Genomic DNA, 18,300 nt, shown 5'->3' with positions numbered 1-18,300 from the left:
GGAGGAGTCCATATAAGGTGGTTTATCCGCCGATAGGTTGCAATGAAGTTCCGGCAAAAACCATGTACATAAAAACCCGTTACAGTAATGCAGCGGGTTTTTTGCTGTTTGGGGTATAGAGATTTGAGATATAAAACCTCGCAAGCCAATCAACACATCGCGAGGTGAACTCACTCCTATCACAGTATCAGCACAGTGCAACATGGTAGGTGGTTTACCCACCGATGGCTTGCAATGAAGTTCCGGAAAAAACCATGTACATCAAAACCCGTTGCAGTAATGCAACGGGTTTTTTGCTATTTGGGATATAGAAAACCTCGCGAGATGAACTCGCTCCCACCACAGTATCAGCATAGTGCAACATGGTAGGTGGTGGTTAGTCAGCCCTAAATCTTAATAATCTATTTCTTATTGCGTAGAGTCGTAGGTTATGCTCTGAGGCACAGACTTCACTTCTTGTTTAATGGTGCTCTAATTAATGCTATTAGCAAACACACTTAAAATATGTCGAATAAAGAAACATTTGCGATTTTTTTTGAGCTGTATATACTTACAGTAAATAAACCACTGTATGGAACACCAGTTAATGCGTCCTCTAACAAAACGACAAGAACAAATCTTTGAATTAATAAAAGTATTCATAAAAGATACTGGCATGCCTCCAACTCGTGCTGAAATAGCTGATGCTTTGGGTTTTAAGAGTGCAAATGCAGCGGAAGAGCATCTTAAGGCGCTTGCGAAAAAGGGAGTTATCGAAATGGTCCCTGGCGCAAGCCGAGGGATTCGACTTGTAGAGGATGAATCCGAACAACTTGGTTTACCTATTATTGGCCGTGTTGCTGCTGGTGAGCCTATTCTGGCAGAGCAACATGTAGAGAGCCACTGTAATGTAGATGCGAGTTTTTTTAAACCTAATGCTGATTATCTTTTGAGAGTTAATGGTATGAGCATGAAGGATATTGGCATTATGGATGGTGATCTACTAGCCGTTCACAGCACTAAAGTGGCTGAAAATGGCCAAGTGATAGTAGCTCGTGTAGAAGAGGACGTGACAGTTAAACGCTTTGAAAAGAAAGGAAAGAAAGTCTTATTACATGCTGAGAATGAAGAATTTAAAGCGATTGAAGTGGATCTAGAGCATCAAAATTTCTCCATTGAAGGGTTAGCTGTCGGCGTTATCCGAAGTGCTGACTGGATGTAGTTTATGAGAGCGAGTGTAGCGTTAAATATAAAGTTGCGCTTGCTTTAACTATATTTTGTTTAAAAAGTGATAATTAACTTTTCTAACTATGTGAAAGTAGGATGATTATAGTGACTTTAATCATTTAGTAATATTTTTAGTTTTCTGATATTTATACACTATTTTTCATCATTCTTTGTTTTACCCCCTATAGTCCCCAGTTTTGATTCTAAAGTCGGTCTTCTCAAAAATCTTGCAATTTGTTTGTTTTTTGACTAATTGGTTAATAGTCGTGCAGTAAGTCTATGTACAAATAGACAATATGACAGTCATCCAATAATAACAAAAGACAACCGCGAGTTGTCTTGAAGGAGACGTCAAATGAAAATTTGTCGATTAGTTGTAGCATTCATCGCAGTGCTAATCGCCATGCCCTCACTTGCTAACAGCGCTTACAATATGAGGCAAGGTGTTACAGACATTAGTCATCAAGTGTATGAGCTTCACATGACCATATTTCTAATATGTTGCGTCATTGGGGTTATTGTATTTGGGGTTATGTTTTGGGCGCTTATAAAACACAGAAAGTCAAAAGGCGTTGTTGCAGCGCAATTTCATGAAAGCACCAAAGTGGAAATACTTTGGACAGCAATTCCTTTCCTGATACTCATTGGTATGGCAATACCAGCCACAAAAACGCTTATTGCTATGGAAGACACGAGTAAAGCTGATCTGACCATTAAGGTCACAGGCTCTCAGTGGAAATGGCACTATGAGTATATGGGGCATGATGTTGAGTTCTATTCTTTGCTCTCTACTCCGAAAGATGAAATTAGTGATCTCAAAGAAAAAAATGAAAATTACCTGCTTGAAGTTGATAAGCATTTAGTTATTCCCACCGATAGGAAAGTTCGCTTTTTGATGACCTCAGATGATGTCATCCATTCTTGGTGGGTGCCCGATTTTGCGGTGAAGAAGGATGCCAATCCGGGCTTTATAAATGAGGCATGGACAAAGGTAAACGATGAAGGAATTTACAGAGGCCAATGTGCTGAATTATGTGGCAAAGATCATGGCTTTATGCCTGTCGTTGTCGAGGCCGTAAGTCCCGATAAATTTGATAGTTGGCTCAACGATGCTAAAGCTGAAAAAGCAAAAGCAGAGGCTGAGTCACAAGCAGTTGCCCAACAAACCCTTTCGAAAGAAGAGTTAATGGAGGTTGGTGAACAAACTTACATGGCTTATTGCGCAGCTTGCCATCAACCAACCGGGCTTGGGCTACCAGGTGTCTTCCCTGCAATGAAAGGGAGTAAAGTCGTCACTGGAGATATTAAAGCTCATATAGATATTCTACTTTTAGGTCGCCCAGGAACTGCGATGCAATCTTTCGCAAAGCAATTAACAATCAAGCAGATAGCGGGGGTTATCACCTATAAAAGAAATAGTTGGGGTAATGACACCGGCGATGTTATTCAGCCAAGCGAAATACAGCGTGAGATAGATGCATTAGAGGAGGGTAAGTAATGAGTGCCATCGTAGAAGAACATTCACACCATACAGCTCCAAAAGGCTTAAAGCGCTGGCTGTTTACTACCAATCATAAAGACATTGGAACACTGTATTTATTGTTCTCACTAACCATGTTTTTGATTGGTGGTGCTATGGCGATGGTGATCCGCGCCGAGCTTTTCCAACCCGGGTTACAGCTTGTAGATCCACACTTTTTTAATCAAATGACGACAGTGCATGGACTAATAATGGTATTTGGCGCAGTAATGCCCGCATTTACAGGCCTTGCCAACTGGATGATCCCAATGATGATTGGTGCTCCTGATATGGCGCTACCGAGAATGAATAACTGGAGTTTTTGGATACTCCCTTTTGCGTTTGCAATTTTACTGATGTCGTTATTTTTGGAAGGTGGCGGGCCTGCTTTCGGTTGGACTTTTTATGCGCCACTATCTACAACATATAGCAATGACAATACTGCATTTTTTGTTTTTGCGGTCCATATAATGGGCATTAGCTCTATTATGGGTGCTATCAACGTTATCGTGACCATCGTCAATCTTAGAGCTCCAGGTATGACATGGATGAAGTTGCCTTTATTTGTCTGGACTTGGCTGATAACTGCATTTCTTCTGATTGCTGTTATGCCCGTACTCGCTGGCGCTGTGACTATGGTATTGACTGATAAGTTCTTTGGAACGAGCTTTTTTGATGCAGCAGGTGGTGGTGATCCTGTTATGTTCCAGCATATATTCTGGTTCTTTGGTCACCCTGAAGTGTATATCATGATATTACCTGCCTTCGGCATAATCTCTACGATAGTACCGACATTTTCAAGAAAGAAACTGTTTGGCTATGCATCAATGGTTTATGCAACCGCTTCAATTGCTCTGTTGTCGTTCGTCGTTTGGGCTCATCATATGTTTACTACGGGCATGCCTTTAGCTGGTGAGTTGTTTTTTATGTATGCAACTATGCTCATATCAGTGCCTACTGGCGTTAAGGTTTTTAATTGGGTAGCTACAATGTGGCGAGGTGCTATTAGTTTTGAGGTACCCATGCTTTTTGCCATTGCGTTTATCGTACTTTTCACAATTGGCGGATTTTCCGGTTTGATGTTAGCAATTACGCCTGCAGATTTCCAATATCACGATACCTACTTCGTTGTCGCGCATTTCCATTACGTGTTAGTTACGGGAGCTATATTCTCAATAATGGCCGCCGCATATTATTGGTTACCAAAGTGGACAGGGCACATGTTTGATATCAAATTGGCTAAATTTCACTTTTGGCTCTCCTTGGTTAGTGTGAACGTATTGTTTTTCCCAATGCACTTTGTTGGTCTTGCTGGCATGCCAAGGCGGATCCCTGATTATGCTCTACAGTTCGCTGATTTTAACGCGATCATTAGTATCGGAGGGTTTGCATTCGGTCTTTCTCAACTGTTGTTTGTTGCAGTGGTTTATAAATGTATAAAAGGTGGAGAGCAGGCTTCTGGGAAAGTATGGGATGGGGCTGAGGGATTAGAGTGGCAAGTACCATCTCCGGCTCCTTATCATACCTTTTCAACGCCACCGGAGATTAAGTAATGCAACATGGTCGCCTGCTTAAGAAGCTTATTTTGTTGACGCTAGGTATGTTTGCTTTTGCCTTTGCACTGGTTCCTCTATATGACGTTTTTTGTGATGTCACAGGCCTAAATGGTAAGCCATCCATGGAAATCGCAAAGCAGAGCGAGTCAATTGCACAAAGTCGACAAGTAGATGTGAGCTTCACAACGCATAGTCAAAGCCAGGCGCCATTTAAGGTCGATGCAGTCGAGCATTCGGTTAGAGTTCAACCCGGTAAGCTAACCGATGTCAAATTCATTGCAAAAAACTTGAGTGATAGTGAGCGTGTGTTGCAAGCGATCCCTTCAGTGTCTCCAGGGAAAGCGGCAAAGTATTTACACAAAATGGCCTGCTTTTGTTTTGATCAGCAACCAATGAAAGGCAAAGAAGAAGTTGAGTTTGTCTTGAGGTTTTATGTAGATACGGAGCTCCCAAGTGATGTTGAGGAACTCACACTTTCATATACGTTGTTTGATATTACAGAGCGAGTTAGCAAACAAGACAGTGATGGACTGAGTATGCTAGCTTCTCGAGAGGAGTTCAAATATGAACCATGAACAAGAAAAATATTACGTGCCTGAGCAAAGTCCATGGCCAATCGTCGGGGCTTTTGCACTTTTCTTTATCGCTGTTGGCGCTGGCCTAACGATTATTCAACTTAAATCAACCAGTAATAGTGGAGTAATGCTACTGCTCGTGGGTATTGCTGTGCTGATCTATATGATTTTTGGTTGGTTCAGGAATGTGATCCAAGAATCTCAAACTGGATTATATTCTGCCCAAATGGATCGTTCGTTCAAGCAAGGAATGGGATGGTTTATCTTTTCCGAAGTTATGTTTTTTGCTGCTTTTTTTGGTGCACTTTTTTATGCACGAATGATAGCTGTGCCGTGGTTAGGCGGTGCAAGTAATAACGCCAGCACCAACGAGGTTTTATGGCCTCAATTTGAAGCTGTATGGCCATTGCTCACAACTCCAGATGGAACTGTCACTCAAGCTATGGGTTGGCAGGGACTTCCGCTGATCAATACGATTATTCTATTAGCATCATCAGTAACCCTAAGCTTTGCTCACGTAGCTTTAGAAAAAGAGCAAAGGGCGAAAGTGAAGGCATTCTTAGGATTAACAGTACTACTTGGCGTCGCATTCTTAACCTTGCAAGTGGAAGAGTATATTCACGCTTATCAAGATCTGGGGCTAACTCTCCAGTCGGGGGTTTACGGTAATACATTCTTTTTACTGACAGGATTTCATGGCTTCCATGTCACACTTGGTGCGATTATTCTTTTCGTTATATGGATCAGGGTGTTGAAGGGTCACTTTACCGCTAAGAACCACTTTGCTTTTCAAGCTGGGGCTTGGTATTGGCATTTTGTTGATGTTGTTTGGTTGTGCCTGTTTGTATTTGTTTATGTGTTGTAACAACGGGTGAAGAGTGTAGTTTTATAAAGCCAAATTGAGCAGCAAGACAGATTAGAAGTACGACAGCTATTGATGCATAAACTCTTTGTTGCAATAGCCTCGCCATCGACTCTTGTTGCTCTGACTTGAGCATGACTAGCATAGCTCTAAATAGATTTAGAAAAACGAGTAGTAGCAGTACAACAATAATAATTTTAATCATAAGGGGTGTCCGATGGATTTAGGTGCACTTTTTAAAGGTAGATCAAAACCCCCCATATTGGCAGCATTAATCGTTGTTCTTTTATGTGGCTCGCTCTCTTATTGGCAGTGGCAAAGAGCACAGCAAAAACATGTGTTGCAGCATAAAGTTGAGATTGAAAAATCGCTAGGCGTAGCTAATGAGCAGCAAGTAACATCCCAGCCGCTCACGCAATATGTTAATGCTGAAGTGTCGATTACAGGGAATTTTGTAGGCGATGCGGTTTGGTATTTAGATAATCAAGTCGTGAAAAGTAGAGTCGGTTTTGATGTAATTGGCATTATAAAAATTTCCGAAACTGATGAGTATTTAGCTGTTAATTTAGGTTTTGTGCCACAGCAGGCTAGTCGCGTGCCTACCGTTTTCTCTCTTCCAAGTGGCACCGTTTCTCTACCTGTCTATATCAAATCTAGTGCTAGTAAGCGGTTCACCTTAGCTAAGTCTGCGGCTGAGGAGGCAACAAAACAATCTGTGATTCAGTATATTGATGTTGATTACTTATCTGCGGAGTCAGGTAAACCTCTTTTACCTCTAATTGCCTACATGACTAAAAACAGATTTGCAGGGACTGAGCCCCATTATCAACCGGTCGTAATGTCACCGCAAAAACATGAAGCTTATGCTTTACAGTGGTTGCTTATTGCCTTGGCCGCGGTAGTAATTGGCTGGAAACTTTCAAAAAAGGAGAATAAAGATGTCTAAAAGCGCGGCATGGTTTATAGGGCTGTTTATATTCCCCTTACTATTGGCATTTGTTGCCTTGAAGATCGGCTGGATACCACATAGCACGACTAATCACGGTGAATTTTTAAGTCAGGAGGTTCGCCAATCAGAGCTGGTTTTAGATACTGAGTGGAGTATCGTTTATCAGCGACCAAAGCAGTGTAATAAGCAATGTTCTTTACTACTAGATAGCTTACCTAATTTGTATTTAGCGCTAGGGAAAAACCAGCAGAAAGTATCGCTTGTGGTATTACAAGAGCGAAATGAAAAAGGTATAGAGTACGCTACTTCTTTGCCGATATACCTCAACCAGTTAGATGACAACTATCTCTACCTAGTTGATAAAACAGGGTTATTTGTACTTAAGTATGCACCAGTAGCAAGCTTAGAAGAAATGCGAAGTGTACAAAAAGGGCTACTGAGTGATCTGAAGAAATTATTGAACTACTCTCGTTCAAGTTAGGAGGTAAATATGTCCAAGGTAAGAATAAAAATCGCAATATTTGCCTGTTTCGTCGCAATAACGGTAGTGACACTTGGCGCCTTCACACGTTTAAGTGATGCGGGACTTGGCTGTCCAGACTGGCCTGGGTGTTACGGCTTTTTAACAGTACCAAATGAGACTCATGAACTATCTGCGGCTAAAGACAGTTTTCCACATTTAGAAATAGAAGCAGAAAAAGCATGGATTGAAATGATCCATCGCTATTTTGCCAGTTTCCTCGGGTTACTTATTTTGGCACTTGCATGCATAAGGCTGTTCAAGAAGCAAAAAACAAAAAGCCCTAATCGTCACTACTACTTACTGCTATTGCTTGTGTTATTTCAAGGGGCACTTGGGATGTGGACCGTGACAATGAATTTACAGCCAGTCATTGTGATGGGTCATTTACTAGGTGGGTTTAGTATTCTTGCATTGCTGGTGTTATTGGTTTTAAGGCTGAAATACACCACTATTACTGCTAGTGTAACTAGCCTTACCTGTCGTTTATGTTATGTGGCTCTTGGTGTGTTGATTATACAAATTGCGCTTGGTGGGTGGCTTGCTGCCAATTATGCTGCTCCACATTGTACAGGGTTGCCGCTATGTGACAATCTGCAACTTTTCTCTTGGCAGAGTTTATTTACACTTCCTGAAGCTTCAGCGACTTATGAGTTTGGTGTTTTGCCATTCGAATCTAGAGTATCTATTCACTTTATCCATCGGATATGGGCAGTTATTACCGTTTTAACGCTACTTGCTGCATGTTGGCCACTCCTTAGAGCTGGTCAAAACCGCTTACTCCGACGCTCAGCACTTGTTGTGTTAACTTTGGTTGCGATACAGGTTTTGGTGGGGGGGGCAATCGTACACTTCCAATTTCCTCTGTTGTTAACCTTATTCCATAACTTCATGGCAGCAATGGTGTTATTAGCAATGGTGAAATTGTGTTTATTTATTAGCCTGGCGCAAAAAGTAGGAGTAAAATATGCTTCAATTAACTAGTTTTTCAGAGCTTCAAAAAGCAACTACTTTATTCAAAGCCTACTTTGGCATGTGTAAGTTCAAAGTAGTATGTATGTTGGTTATTACTGCTTGGGTCGGGATGATGTTAGCACCACAAAGTGATAAAACATTATTGGCACAATTAATGAGTTTGTTTGGCATTGGTTTACTTTCAAGTAGTGCAGCAGCTGTAAATCATATCGTGGATAGAGAAATAGATAAAAAGATGGCGCGAACACGAAACCGACCGTTAGCGACAGACTCTGTTTCTGTATCATCAGCTTTAATCTTTGCGACAGGCCTCGCTATTTCTGGGTATGTTCTATTAACTATTTTCGCCAATCAGTTATGTGCGCTACTTACCTTAGCCGCGCTATTCGGTTATGCCGTGGTTTATACGTTATTGTTAAAGCGCGCAACACCTCAAAACATAGTAATTGGGGGGTTAGCAGGAGCGATGCCACCCCTGTTAGGTTGGGTCAGTGAGACTGGTCAGCTTGGTGCAGAACCTTGGTTGTTAGTAATGATCATTTTTGCTTGGACACCTCCCCACTTTTGGGCATTAGCTATTGCTCGTAAACGAGACTACGAAAAAGCCGAAGTCCCCATGTTACCAGTAACGCATGGAAACGAATTTACAAAACTCTGTGTGCTATTTTATACCATCATTTTAACTTTAGTCTGTTTGCTACCTTACCTAGTGGGAATGTCTGGTTGGATCTACTTGTTGGTCTCTGGCATGGCAAATGTCGCTTTTATTTACAAAGCCACAAAGCTTATGAGAACAAATAGTTTAGAGTATGCTATGAGGGTATTTTATTTCTCTATCTGGCATCTTTTGATAGTGTTCATTGCACTCTTTGTGGATAAAGCATTTATATGAAAAAATTTATCTTAACTATCTCTATGTTAATTCTGTTTGGTTGTGGGCCCTCACCAGATGTCTCTGAAAAAGTGGTTTGGTACCCTAAGCCTAAGGACGTGAATGCGTTTGAATTAAGGGATCAATACGGTGAGGTTGTCTCAAACCAAGACTTTACCGGTAAATGGAATTTGCTGTTTTTGGGTTACACCAGCTGTCCCGACGTGTGTCCAATGACGCTGTTGAAATTAACTCATGTATATCAATCCGTAAAAAGCAAAGGTGACTTACAAGTATGGTTTGTATCGGTCGATCCTAACCGAGATACTGAAGAGAAGCGTTTGGCCTACATCAAGCACTTTGATCCTGATTTTAAAGCGGTATCTGCCGAACATTCGGCTTTATTTCCTTTTGTGAGAGATCTCGGTTTAATCTACGCAATAAATCAGGAACAGACAGAAGAGTATTATGTTGATCATAGTGCGTCTGTAGCATTAATTAACCCAAAAGGTCAGCTTGAGGCTATTTTCAAACCTACACATACAGCTGGAGCTGTCCCTACAATCGATGACAAACTACTTCTCGCTGACCTAGAGAAGATCATCAATTAGTCTTATATCGACACTGGTCGACCCCAGTGTCGTTGTACTATCTTACCTCTAACGCTTTAATTATTTGCGGATTTTTAATCAATCTTTGTGGCATTTTTACCATCACGGTCTAAGCTAATTTTATTACTCATTTTTACAAGGATAGTCTTCAGCTCATGTTGAAACTTCCACCTGAAATGGCGATTAACCATGTGGAAAGCCTGTACCATCAGATTTTCCAGGACTCTATGGAAACATCAGACATCACGATTGATATTAGTGAAGTGCAAAGAGCCGACACAGCATCTATACAACTGCTCTGTGCCGTACAGAAACACTTGCTCTCGTTAGAACATAAAATTGTATGGCATGGTGAAAGTGACGCTTTAGCGCAGGCGGTAAATGAGTTGGGATTAACCCATTATTTATTCCATAGTATTGAAAATTAAGAGGTGAATATGAAAAAGATTTTAGCTGTGGATGATTCGGCGTCAATGCGCCAAATGGTTGGCTTTACTTTGAAAAAAGCAGGTTTTGATGTCACGGAAGCCAAAGATGGCAGTGAAGCGTTATCTATTGCCAAGCAACAAGGGTTCGATGCCGTGATCTCTGATGTAAACATGCCTGTAATGGATGGGATCACACTTATTAAAGAGCTGCGTAGCCTACCCAACTATAAGTTCACCCCTTTACTAATGCTGACCACCGAGTCTGGATTGGATAAAAAAACAGAAGGTAAAGCGGCGGGAGCAACAGGTTGGATAGTGAAGCCATTCAACCCTGAACAACTACTAGCGGTATTGAAAAAAGTCATAAGATAGATACAGAGAGGCGTCGATATGAGTATTGATTTAAGCCAATTTTTTGATGTCTTTTTTGAAGAGAGCTTTGAAGGTCTAGACATAATGGAAGCTGAGCTGCTGAATTTACAGCCAGGCCATGAAGACTCAGAAACGATCAATACTATATTTCGCGCAGCACACAGCATCAAAGGTGGCAGTGGAACATTTGGTTTTACTTCTGTCGCTAACTTCACACATGTGTTGGAAACCTTACTCGATCAGATCAGGGATGGGCGTCGACAGTTGACCGCTGAACATGTCAATTTGCTGCTCCAATCTGTTGATTGTTTAAGGGCCTTACTAACCGCATTACAAGCCGAAGAAGAGCCAGATCTTTCCAATGCGAATGAGTTGAAAGTTAAATTTGAAGAGATTTTAGGTGGTAAAGAGAGTGTTAGCTCAGATACTGCCGATAGCATACCTCAAGGGCAAGAATCTCAAACCTATCAAATAGACTTTAAACCGCTCCCCCACTTGTTTAAAACCGGTAACGAACCGCTCTATATGTTAAGTGAGCTATCGGAATTGGGGGATTTAGAAACTCATGCGTTTTGTGATGCAATACCTGAAATTGATGACTTTAATCCAGAGGATTGCTACCTCAGTTGGCGGTTATACTTAACAACCAGTCATCCAGAGTCGGCGATTAAAGAAGTATTTGAGTGGGTTGAGGATGATGCTGAAATTTCTATTACCTTATGTGGTGGTTTATTTGAAGATGATGTGAGTGTCTCCACAACGCCAGAACCAGAGAGTGAGAAGAAAGAAACGTCGAGCAACGACACTCAAAATATTGATGTACCAAAAACACCCTCAGCGACAGCGACAAAGGCTAAGCCTGAGGCTAGCAAGAAATCAGCAGAGTCGACTTCGATCCGTGTTGGGATTGATAAAGTAGATTCGCTTATCAATATGGTAGGGGAGTTGGTTATTACCCAAGCTATGTTGACTCAATTAGGCGAGCAAGAACCGACCGAAAACACGCTTGCTGCGATGCAAGAAGGCCTTGCTCAATTAGCCCATAATACGCGAGATTTGCAAGAAAATGTAATGCGAATCAGGATGTTACCTATTAGTTTTGTCTTCAGCCGATTTCCTCGCTTAGTAAGAGATACGTCACAGAAGTTGAATAAACAGGTTGAACTAAAGCTGCTAGGAGAGCAAACAGAATTAGATAAAACCGTGATGGAAAAGATTTCCGATCCTATGGTTCATTTAGTAAGAAACTCTTTGGATCACGGCTTAGAAACACCGGAAGACAGAATTAAAGCCGGAAAAGATCCCGTGGGTACGGTGACACTGAATGCTTTCCACCAAGGTGGAAATATTGTGATTGAAATCATGGATGATGGCAGAGGCTTGAATACCGAAAAAATAAAAAGTAAAGCGATTGCCAATGGCCTTATTCAAGCAACTGATGAGCTGACTATTGAAGAGGTTAATGAACTTATTTTTAGGCCTGGGTTTTCAACAGCCGATGAAGTGAGTGATATCTCTGGTCGCGGCGTGGGTATGGATGTTGTTCGACGAAATATTCAAGCATTAAACGGCAGCGTTGAAGTGACTTCTGCAAAAGGGGTTGGCTCAACGTTTACAATTAGGTTGCCATTAACGCTGGCCATTCTTGATGGTCAACTGGTTAAAGTTGCAAAGCATACCTACATCATTCCACTTATTTCTATTGTTGAGTCTTTACAAATAGATATTAAAAAAGTGAGCAAAGTAGGTAATGGCTTAGAGGTGCTTCGGTTACGAGATGAATACATACCAATACTAAGGCTATATCAACTATTTAACCATGGTGGTGCAATAGAAGAGTTGGATAAAACACTGTTAGTAGTTGTAGAGAGTGATAATCACAAAGTGGGATTGTTGGTGGATGATTTACTGGCGCAACAACAGGTCGTTATTAAAAGTCTCGAAGCGAATTATCAGAAAGTAAATGGGATCTCAGGGGCGACAATTTTAGGTGATGGCAGAGTCTCTTTAATTGTCGATATTAGTGGTCTTATCAAACTGAGTGGCTTAAAGCGTCCAGGAACTCAAGAGTTATTAGTAGAACAAGAGTTAGATGAGGTGGTGTCATGATCACTGAAAAAGCCTCGATTAATGAACAAGTCATGCTTGCAGACAGAGATGACGATACACAATTTCTCACCTTTATGATGGCGGGCGAAGAGTATGGCATGGATATTCTGGCCGTACAGGAAATAAGAGGGTGGGAAGAAGTCACTGCAATTCCAAATGCTCCTATGTATGTAAACGGTGCGATTAATTTACGTGGCACGATAGTGCCAATCATAGATTTAAGGGTTCGATTCGGCTTACCACAAATCGAATATGGAGCGCTAACCGTGGTTATCGTTGTCTCCGTTGTAATAAAAGAGGCAACAAAAATTATGGGGTTAGTTGTTGATGCGGTGTCTGACGTATACAGCATCAACGAAGAAACAGCGAAGGATGTTCCAGATTTTCAAGACTCGGAAAATAGTCAATTTGTACAAGGACTTGTAAATGTTGGTGAAAAAATGGTCGTACTTTTAAATTTGAAGAAGATATTAGATCTTGAAGTAAAGCAGAATGAGCAATTGGTTGTCGGGGGATAACATGAGCGATCAAGCATTAGCAAGTCAACTCAACAATAGAGTTCTGATTGCGGGTGCCATAATATTTGTGGGCTTGGCAATTAGTGTTCAAATGTTGAATATTAATATGTCTACACAAGCCTATGTGGCGATGGTTATAGCAGCTGTCAGTGTGGTGCTGGCAATTTTACTACTTAAGCAAAGCGCAAACATTCTGCTTTCTAAGTTACAGGATGTTGAGGAAATTGTTCCCGCGATAGAGAGTAAAGATGTTAGCTTACTCAATGCGAGTAATGCATCACGCCAATCATCTTTATACAAAGCGGTTGCTAATTTATTAAATGGTGACGCAGTAGATGGTCAAGACCATAGCCATAGTTTGTTGCTAGCTTTAAAGGTCTGTCAGGCCAATGTTATGCTTGCAGATGCCTCTCTCAACATTGTGTATTTGAACGATTCAGTAACCAGTATGCTGCGTAAAAATCAGGCTAAGTTACAGCAAGAGTTACCTGGTTTTAATGTTGATAGCTTGATTGGTGCCAACATTGATACGTTCCATAAAAACCCTAGCCATCAGAGAGGCATACTCGCTAATTTGACCCGTCCATATGTCACACAAATCAAAGTGGCAGGTTTGACCTTTGATCTTATTGCCACGCCTGTTTTCGATGATGAAGGACAAAGGATCGCGACTTTAGTTGAGTGGAAAGACCTTACAAGAGAATTAGCGTTAGAGAAAAAGCAGGCGGATTTGGCGAGCCACAATGCTCGTATATCGAGCGCGCTGGACGTTTGTCAGGCAAACGTAATGCTAGCGGACGAAGGGTTGAATATTATTTATGTTAATGATTCGGTTGTGCGAATGCTGAGAGACAATCAAACGCAGCTTAGAAAATCATTACCGAACTTTGATGTGGATACACTTGTAGGGCAATGTATTGATGTATTTCATGCAAACCCCAGCCATCAAAGAAACCTGCTTGAGAAACTGAGCGATGTATACAGCACAGATATCAAAGTCGCTGGCTTCACCTTTGGTTTAATTGCGACCCCTGTGTTTGATGATGAGAAAAAGCGGATTGGTACTGTCGTTGAGTGGGACGACAAAACAGAGCGTTTAGTTCGTGAAGAGGAAGAAAAAACTGCCGCAGCTGAAAACTTGCGCGTCCGAAGAGCATTAGACAACGTTTCAACGAATACGATGATAGCAAATGAGCAGTTTGAGATCGTTTACTTGAATCGTGCAGTGAAAGATATGATGAGAAATGCTGAGAGTGATTTAAGGCGTGACCTGCCTAATTTTGATAGTAACCATCTTTTGGGGGCGAATATTGATGTATTCCACCGTAACCCAAGTCACCAACGCAGTATGCTCTCTCGGCTTGAAACCGAGTATAAAACGGAAATTGTTGTCGGCGGAAGAACCTTTGGCCTAGTCGCGAATCCGATATTTGATGGTAATAACGAACGCGTGGGCACCGTTGTCGAATGGGAAGATAGAACCAAAGAAGTCACGATCGAGAAAGAGGTGAATGGCCTAGTTCAGTCGGCTAATGCCGGTAATCTTAGTGTTCGTTTATCAGAAGATGGGAAAGATGGCTTCTACTTACGACTAACCAAAGGGTTAAATAGTTTAGTGTCTACAGTTGATGAAACGGTTACAGATATGGGGGACATGTTAGACGCCTTAGCAACTGGTAATTTAACCAGACGTATTGAAGGCGATTATCGTGGGGCTTATGAAAAGCTGAAAAAAGACGCAAATACTACAGCTGAGAAGTTAACTGAGGTGTTAGGTCGGATCCGTACTTCTGCAAATTTAGTTGCCAGTGGTGCTGATGAAATTTCCCAGGGTAACGCGGATTTGAGTCAGCGAACCGAAGAGCAAGCCTCCTCACTAGAAGAAACTGCTTCTAGCATGGAAGAAATGACGAGCACAGTTAGACAAAATGCAGATAACGCGAAAGTAGCTAATGAGTTGGCCGAAGATACTTGTGACAAGGCGACCAAAGGCGGCGAAGTAGTCACACGCGCAGTTGAAAGCATGTCTGAAATTAATGATTCAAGTAAGAAAATTGCTGACATTATAGGTGTTATTGATGAAATCGCTTTCCAGACAAACCTTTTGGCATTAAACGCAGCCGTTGAAGCTGCTCGGGCCGGAGAGCAAGGTCGAGGCTTTGCTGTGGTTGCTGGTGAAGTGCGCAATCTCGCTCAGCGTTCTGCAGCAGCAGCGAAAGAGATTAAAGATCTAATCAGAGATAGTGTAAGTAAAGTCGAAGATGGCACGTTACTGGTTAATGAATCTGGTGAAACACTAAAAGAAATAGTTGAGTCAGTTAAGCGAGTAACGAACATGATTTCCGACATTGCCGAAGCTTCTATTGAGCAGAGTTCAGGTATTGAGCAGGTTAATAAAGCAGTGTCACAAATGGATGAAATGACGCAGCAAAATGCTGCCTTAGTTGAAGAAGCATCGGCCGCTGGGGAGTCGATGGCTGAGCAAGCAAATGATATGAGAAGATTATTAAACTTCTTCACACTTGATGAATCTTCACATCGTAGTTTAGAAATATCTGAGTCACCGAAGAACTATAAGGCGCCAGAAAAACAATTACCAAAACGGACAATGAACTCCAATAAGCCTCCCCAGCAAAACACGAGAAGTAATCAGTTTGCAGATGACTCGGAAGAGTGGGAAGAGTTTTAGGGTTAGGTAATAGATCAATTCCTTAGTGGGGGTTGGCTGAAGGAATACGACGATGCGAGAGTTTCTGTTGACCGATAAGGATTTTTCCGAAATTTCGGCTCGGGTCTATGACACATGCGGCATAGTACTCGGGCCGCATAAAAGGGAAATGGTTTATTCCAGGTTGGCAAGACGCATAAGAGCCAACGGGCTAAATTCATTTGAGGCGTATTTATCTTTTTTGGAAGAAAATCAAGATGTTGAGTTTAGTCATTTTATTAATGCAATAACAACTAACTTAACTTCTTTCTTTCGAGAAAATCATCACTTCGAGTTCTTAACGAAAAGAATAGTTCCTGAAATTATTGCCCGACATAAACACGACAGAAGAGTTCGGATCTGGTCTGCTGGATGCTCTACAGGTGAAGAGCCTTATAGCATCGCGATGACCATTGCGAATGCTTTTCCAAGTGGTTGGGACGTCAAAGTGCTAGCAACAGATCTAGATTCCAACGTCTTGGGCAAAGCGAGGCTCGGAGAATATACGGCAAATAACGTCACGGGTTTAGATGAAGATAAGCTCAAAAAATGGTTTCTTAGAAGTGCTGATGGAGCAATGTATAAAGTGAAGCCTAAATTGCAATCCTTCATCCATTTTAAACGACTTAATCTTCTAGAACCATGGCCAATGAAAGGGCCCTTTGACGTTATTTTCTGTCGTAATGTCTTAATTTATTTTGATAAAGAAACCAAAGACAAACTCTTTGAGCAATATCATGACATGTTAGTTCCCAATGGTTACTTACTTATCGGGCATTCCGAAACGATGGGGAAAGAGCACCTAGAATTTAAAAATCTAGGTAAAACCATTTATCAAAAAGGCCAGTTGAATGAGAGAGTTTAGACCTGTTCTCAGAGGCTTCGAGCATGTAAAACGCTTTTGGGATTCAGGGCGTGCCAAAGTCGTCGCAAAAGTACTTCCGGGGGAGTTTTATGTATCCAAGCAGGACGAACTGATTTCGACTGTATTAGGTTCCTGTATTGCCGCCTGCGTATATGACGATAAGTTGGGGATTGGTGGCATGAATCACTTTATGTTACCCGGAGCAAAGGCACTAAGAGAAGTACATGCGGATGACCTAAATTGTCGCTACGGCAACTGGGCGATGGAGTATCTGATAAATGAAGTACTCAAAAATGGGGCGTCTAGAAGCAATTTAAAAATCAAACTTTTTGGCGGTGGAAAAATTATTAGCGCAATGACTGATATTGGAGAAGGGAATATCAGATTTGCTCAAGCCTATGTGGAAGAGGAAAGTTTGAATTTAATTTCACAGGATGTAGGTGGCCCTTGGCCAAGAAAAGTTATCTTTCATCCTCAAAGTGGCAAAGCACAAGTGAAAAAGTTACGAACCATGCACAATAACACAATTGAACAACGTGAAGTGCGTTACTTACATGACATTGAGGCTCAAGACAATAAAACGGATATTGAGCTATTTTAGGTGTGAAATATGATCAAAGTTCTGATTGTTGACGACTCGCCGTTAATTCGTGGGTTGTTAAAAGAAATTTTAGGTCAGGCGGATGGTATTAAAGTTGTTGGCACCGCGGAAGACCCTTATGAAGCTAGAGAGCTCATTAAGTCTACTTCACCTGACGTATTAACTTTGGATATAGAAATGCCAAAAATGAATGGCATTAATTTTCTTAAAAACTTAATGCGTTTAAGGCCTATGCCTGTTGTGATGATCTCTACGTTGACCCAAGAGGGATCACCCGCCACGATAGAAGCACTAGAGTTAGGTGCAGTTGATTTTATTTCTAAGCCCACCAGCAATGTTGCTGATACCTTAATGTTCTATTCTGATTTACTGGTTAAGAAGATTAGAGTAGCGGCAGGTGCACGAGTGAGGGCTTTTAAAGCACCAAAACAGGAAAGCGAATTAGAAATTGGCCGTAATTATACATTTTCGCGTAATACTATTTTAGCCATAGGCGCCTCAACTGGAGGAACTGAAGCTATCAGAGAGGTGCTTATGCGATTACCAACACACGCGCCTCCTGTTGTTATCACCCAACACATCCCACCAGTTTTCAGTACCTCATTCGCACAAAGAATGGATCGCACCTGTGCGGTATCAGTCAAAGAAGCGGAAGAGGGAGATGTTTTATTACCAGGTCATGTATTCATAGCACCGGGAGACAAACATCTTAAGGTGGCACACACCGCAACTGGATATGTTTGCCGATTAGATGATACTGAGCCTGTTAATCGTCATAAACCTTCCGTTGAAGTGTTATTTAACTCCCTGGTGCCAATGGGTAAGCATGTTTGTGCTGCTATGCTCACGGGAATGGGCAGTGATGGAGCAAAAGCAATGCTAGCTTTGAAAGCCGCAGGTGCTAAAACATTTGCACAAGATGAACTTAGCTGTGTGGTATGGGGAATGCCTAGAGCTGCGTACGAGCTTGGTGCAGTGCAAAGCCTAGTACCTTTGAGTAAAGTGACTGAAACCATGCTGAGCGCGGTTAAAAAGTAAGGGTAAGAGCTAATTTGC

General features: G+C 41.6%; 18 protein-coding genes. All 18 read left to right on the top strand.

Annotated elements, in window-relative coordinates; all coding sequences use genetic code 11:
• Positions 1–586 precede the first annotated feature (586 nt).
• The 18 genes from lexA to MHN30_RS22475 all read left to right on the top strand — a co-directional run bounded on the left by lexA (position 587) and on the right by MHN30_RS22475 (position 18,282).
• Complete coding sequence (gene lexA / locus MHN30_RS22560) at positions 587–1,201, top strand: transcriptional repressor LexA (RefSeq protein WP_130163418.1); 615 nt, start codon at positions 587–589, stop codon at positions 1,199–1,201.
• Positions 1,202–1,561: 360 nt separating this feature from the next.
• On the top strand, positions 1,562–2,704 hold the full coding sequence (coxB, locus tag MHN30_RS22555; RefSeq protein ID WP_130163387.1) for a cytochrome c oxidase subunit II: 1,143 nt from the start codon (positions 1,562–1,564) through the stop codon (positions 2,702–2,704).
• The gene (gene ctaD / locus MHN30_RS22550) at positions 2,704–4,278 is read left to right on the top strand and encodes a cytochrome c oxidase subunit I (RefSeq protein ID WP_130163388.1); all 1,575 of its coding nucleotides are present in this window, start codon (positions 2,704–2,706) and stop codon (positions 4,276–4,278) included. Before coxB ends, ctaD begins: the two co-directional genes overlap by 1 nt.
• The gene (locus MHN30_RS22545; RefSeq protein ID WP_045988253.1) at positions 4,278–4,856 is read left to right on the top strand and encodes a cytochrome c oxidase assembly protein; all 579 of its coding nucleotides are present in this window, start codon (positions 4,278–4,280) and stop codon (positions 4,854–4,856) included. The genes ctaD and MHN30_RS22545 overlap by 1 nt, the downstream gene beginning before the upstream one ends.
• Positions 4,846–5,721: a cytochrome c oxidase subunit 3 gene (locus MHN30_RS22540; protein ID WP_010378438.1), complete on the top strand. Its 876-nt coding sequence runs from the start codon at positions 4,846–4,848 to the stop codon at positions 5,719–5,721. Before MHN30_RS22545 ends, MHN30_RS22540 begins: the two co-directional genes overlap by 11 nt.
• Positions 5,722–5,935: 214 nt before the next feature.
• On the top strand, positions 5,936–6,664 hold the full coding sequence (locus MHN30_RS22535; protein ID WP_130163389.1) for an SURF1 family protein: 729 nt from the start codon (positions 5,936–5,938) through the stop codon (positions 6,662–6,664).
• Positions 6,657–7,148: a transmembrane cytochrome oxidase associated protein gene (locus MHN30_RS22530; protein ID WP_130163390.1), complete on the top strand. Its 492-nt coding sequence runs from the start codon at positions 6,657–6,659 to the stop codon at positions 7,146–7,148. Before MHN30_RS22535 ends, MHN30_RS22530 begins: the two co-directional genes overlap by 8 nt.
• A gap of 9 nt (positions 7,149–7,157) precedes the next feature.
• Positions 7,158–8,171 (top strand): COX15/CtaA family protein, encoded by a 1,014-nt coding sequence (locus MHN30_RS22525; protein WP_130163391.1) that lies wholly within the window; start codon positions 7,158–7,160, stop codon positions 8,169–8,171.
• Positions 8,155–9,054: a heme o synthase gene (gene cyoE, locus MHN30_RS22520; RefSeq protein ID WP_130163392.1), complete on the top strand. Its 900-nt coding sequence runs from the start codon at positions 8,155–8,157 to the stop codon at positions 9,052–9,054. The genes MHN30_RS22525 and cyoE overlap by 17 nt, the downstream gene beginning before the upstream one ends.
• Entirely contained in the window at positions 9,051–9,644 is a 594-nt protein-coding gene (locus MHN30_RS22515; RefSeq protein ID WP_130163393.1) for an SCO family protein, read from the top strand. Before cyoE ends, MHN30_RS22515 begins: the two co-directional genes overlap by 4 nt.
• A 155-nt stretch (positions 9,645–9,799) precedes the next feature.
• Positions 9,800–10,072, top strand: coding sequence for an STAS domain-containing protein (locus tag MHN30_RS22510; protein ID WP_010604348.1), 273 nt, complete (start codon positions 9,800–9,802; stop codon positions 10,070–10,072).
• A gap of 9 nt (positions 10,073–10,081) precedes the next feature.
• Positions 10,082–10,444, top strand: a complete 363-nt coding sequence (locus tag MHN30_RS22505; RefSeq protein ID WP_010378447.1) for a response regulator — start codon at positions 10,082–10,084, stop codon at positions 10,442–10,444.
• An 18-nt stretch (positions 10,445–10,462) separates the two neighbouring features.
• Positions 10,463–12,553, top strand: coding sequence for a chemotaxis protein CheA (locus MHN30_RS22500; protein WP_039490860.1), 2,091 nt, complete (start codon positions 10,463–10,465; stop codon positions 12,551–12,553).
• On the top strand, positions 12,550–13,071 hold the full coding sequence (locus MHN30_RS22495) for a chemotaxis protein CheW (RefSeq protein ID WP_039490862.1): 522 nt from the start codon (positions 12,550–12,552) through the stop codon (positions 13,069–13,071). Before MHN30_RS22500 ends, MHN30_RS22495 begins: the two co-directional genes overlap by 4 nt.
• Position 13,072: 1 nt before the next feature.
• Positions 13,073–15,760 carry a methyl-accepting chemotaxis protein gene (locus tag MHN30_RS22490; RefSeq protein WP_039490864.1) on the top strand — a complete coding sequence of 896 codons (2,688 nt, stop codon included), beginning with the start codon at positions 13,073–13,075 and terminating at the stop codon, positions 15,758–15,760.
• Between the two features lie 52 nt (positions 15,761–15,812).
• The gene (locus MHN30_RS22485; protein ID WP_239361184.1) at positions 15,813–16,643 is read left to right on the top strand and encodes a protein-glutamate O-methyltransferase CheR; all 831 of its coding nucleotides are present in this window, start codon (positions 15,813–15,815) and stop codon (positions 16,641–16,643) included.
• Positions 16,630–17,244: a chemoreceptor glutamine deamidase CheD gene (cheD, locus tag MHN30_RS22480; protein WP_239361183.1), complete on the top strand. Its 615-nt coding sequence runs from the start codon at positions 16,630–16,632 to the stop codon at positions 17,242–17,244. The genes MHN30_RS22485 and cheD overlap by 14 nt, the downstream gene beginning before the upstream one ends.
• Positions 17,245–17,253: 9 nt before the next feature.
• The gene (locus tag MHN30_RS22475) at positions 17,254–18,282 is read left to right on the top strand and encodes a chemotaxis response regulator protein-glutamate methylesterase (protein WP_239361182.1); all 1,029 of its coding nucleotides are present in this window, start codon (positions 17,254–17,256) and stop codon (positions 18,280–18,282) included.
• Positions 18,283–18,300 lie beyond the last annotated feature (18 nt).

The organism is Pseudoalteromonas sp. OF7H-1, assembly GCF_022347825.1.
Classification (GTDB): Bacteria; Pseudomonadota; Gammaproteobacteria; order Enterobacterales; family Alteromonadaceae; genus Pseudoalteromonas; species Pseudoalteromonas maricaloris.
Note: the sequence above shows the minus strand (reverse complement) of the source record. Positions and strands in the feature narration are given on the sequence as shown.

Coding starts and splice junctions, on each gene's coding strand:
- lexA (WP_130163418.1), top strand. CDS start 587: ATGCGTCCTCTAACAAAACGACAAGAACAAATCTTTGAATTAATAAAA.
- cyoE (WP_130163392.1), top strand. CDS start 8,155: ATGCTTCAATTAACTAGTTTTTCAGAGCTTCAAAAAGCAACTACTTTA.
- cheD (WP_239361183.1), top strand. CDS start 16,630: ATGAGAGAGTTTAGACCTGTTCTCAGAGGCTTCGAGCATGTAAAACGC.
- MHN30_RS22515 (WP_130163393.1), top strand. CDS start 9,051: ATGAAAAAATTTATCTTAACTATCTCTATGTTAATTCTGTTTGGTTGT.
- MHN30_RS22495 (WP_039490862.1), top strand. CDS start 12,550: ATGATCACTGAAAAAGCCTCGATTAATGAACAAGTCATGCTTGCAGAC.
- MHN30_RS22475 (WP_239361182.1), top strand. CDS start 17,254: ATGATCAAAGTTCTGATTGTTGACGACTCGCCGTTAATTCGTGGGTTG.
- MHN30_RS22525 (WP_130163391.1), top strand. CDS start 7,158: ATGTCCAAGGTAAGAATAAAAATCGCAATATTTGCCTGTTTCGTCGCA.
- MHN30_RS22510 (WP_010604348.1), top strand. CDS start 9,800: ATGTTGAAACTTCCACCTGAAATGGCGATTAACCATGTGGAAAGCCTG.
- MHN30_RS22505 (WP_010378447.1), top strand. CDS start 10,082: ATGAAAAAGATTTTAGCTGTGGATGATTCGGCGTCAATGCGCCAAATG.
- MHN30_RS22545 (WP_045988253.1), top strand. CDS start 4,278: ATGCAACATGGTCGCCTGCTTAAGAAGCTTATTTTGTTGACGCTAGGT.
- MHN30_RS22500 (WP_039490860.1), top strand. CDS start 10,463: ATGAGTATTGATTTAAGCCAATTTTTTGATGTCTTTTTTGAAGAGAGC.
- MHN30_RS22485 (WP_239361184.1), top strand. CDS start 15,813: ATGCGAGAGTTTCTGTTGACCGATAAGGATTTTTCCGAAATTTCGGCT.
- ctaD (WP_130163388.1), top strand. CDS start 2,704: ATGAGTGCCATCGTAGAAGAACATTCACACCATACAGCTCCAAAAGGC.
- coxB (WP_130163387.1), top strand. CDS start 1,562: ATGAAAATTTGTCGATTAGTTGTAGCATTCATCGCAGTGCTAATCGCC.
- MHN30_RS22530 (WP_130163390.1), top strand. CDS start 6,657: ATGTCTAAAAGCGCGGCATGGTTTATAGGGCTGTTTATATTCCCCTTA.
- MHN30_RS22535 (WP_130163389.1), top strand. CDS start 5,936: ATGGATTTAGGTGCACTTTTTAAAGGTAGATCAAAACCCCCCATATTG.
- MHN30_RS22490 (WP_039490864.1), top strand. CDS start 13,073: ATGAGCGATCAAGCATTAGCAAGTCAACTCAACAATAGAGTTCTGATT.
- MHN30_RS22540 (WP_010378438.1), top strand. CDS start 4,846: ATGAACCATGAACAAGAAAAATATTACGTGCCTGAGCAAAGTCCATGG.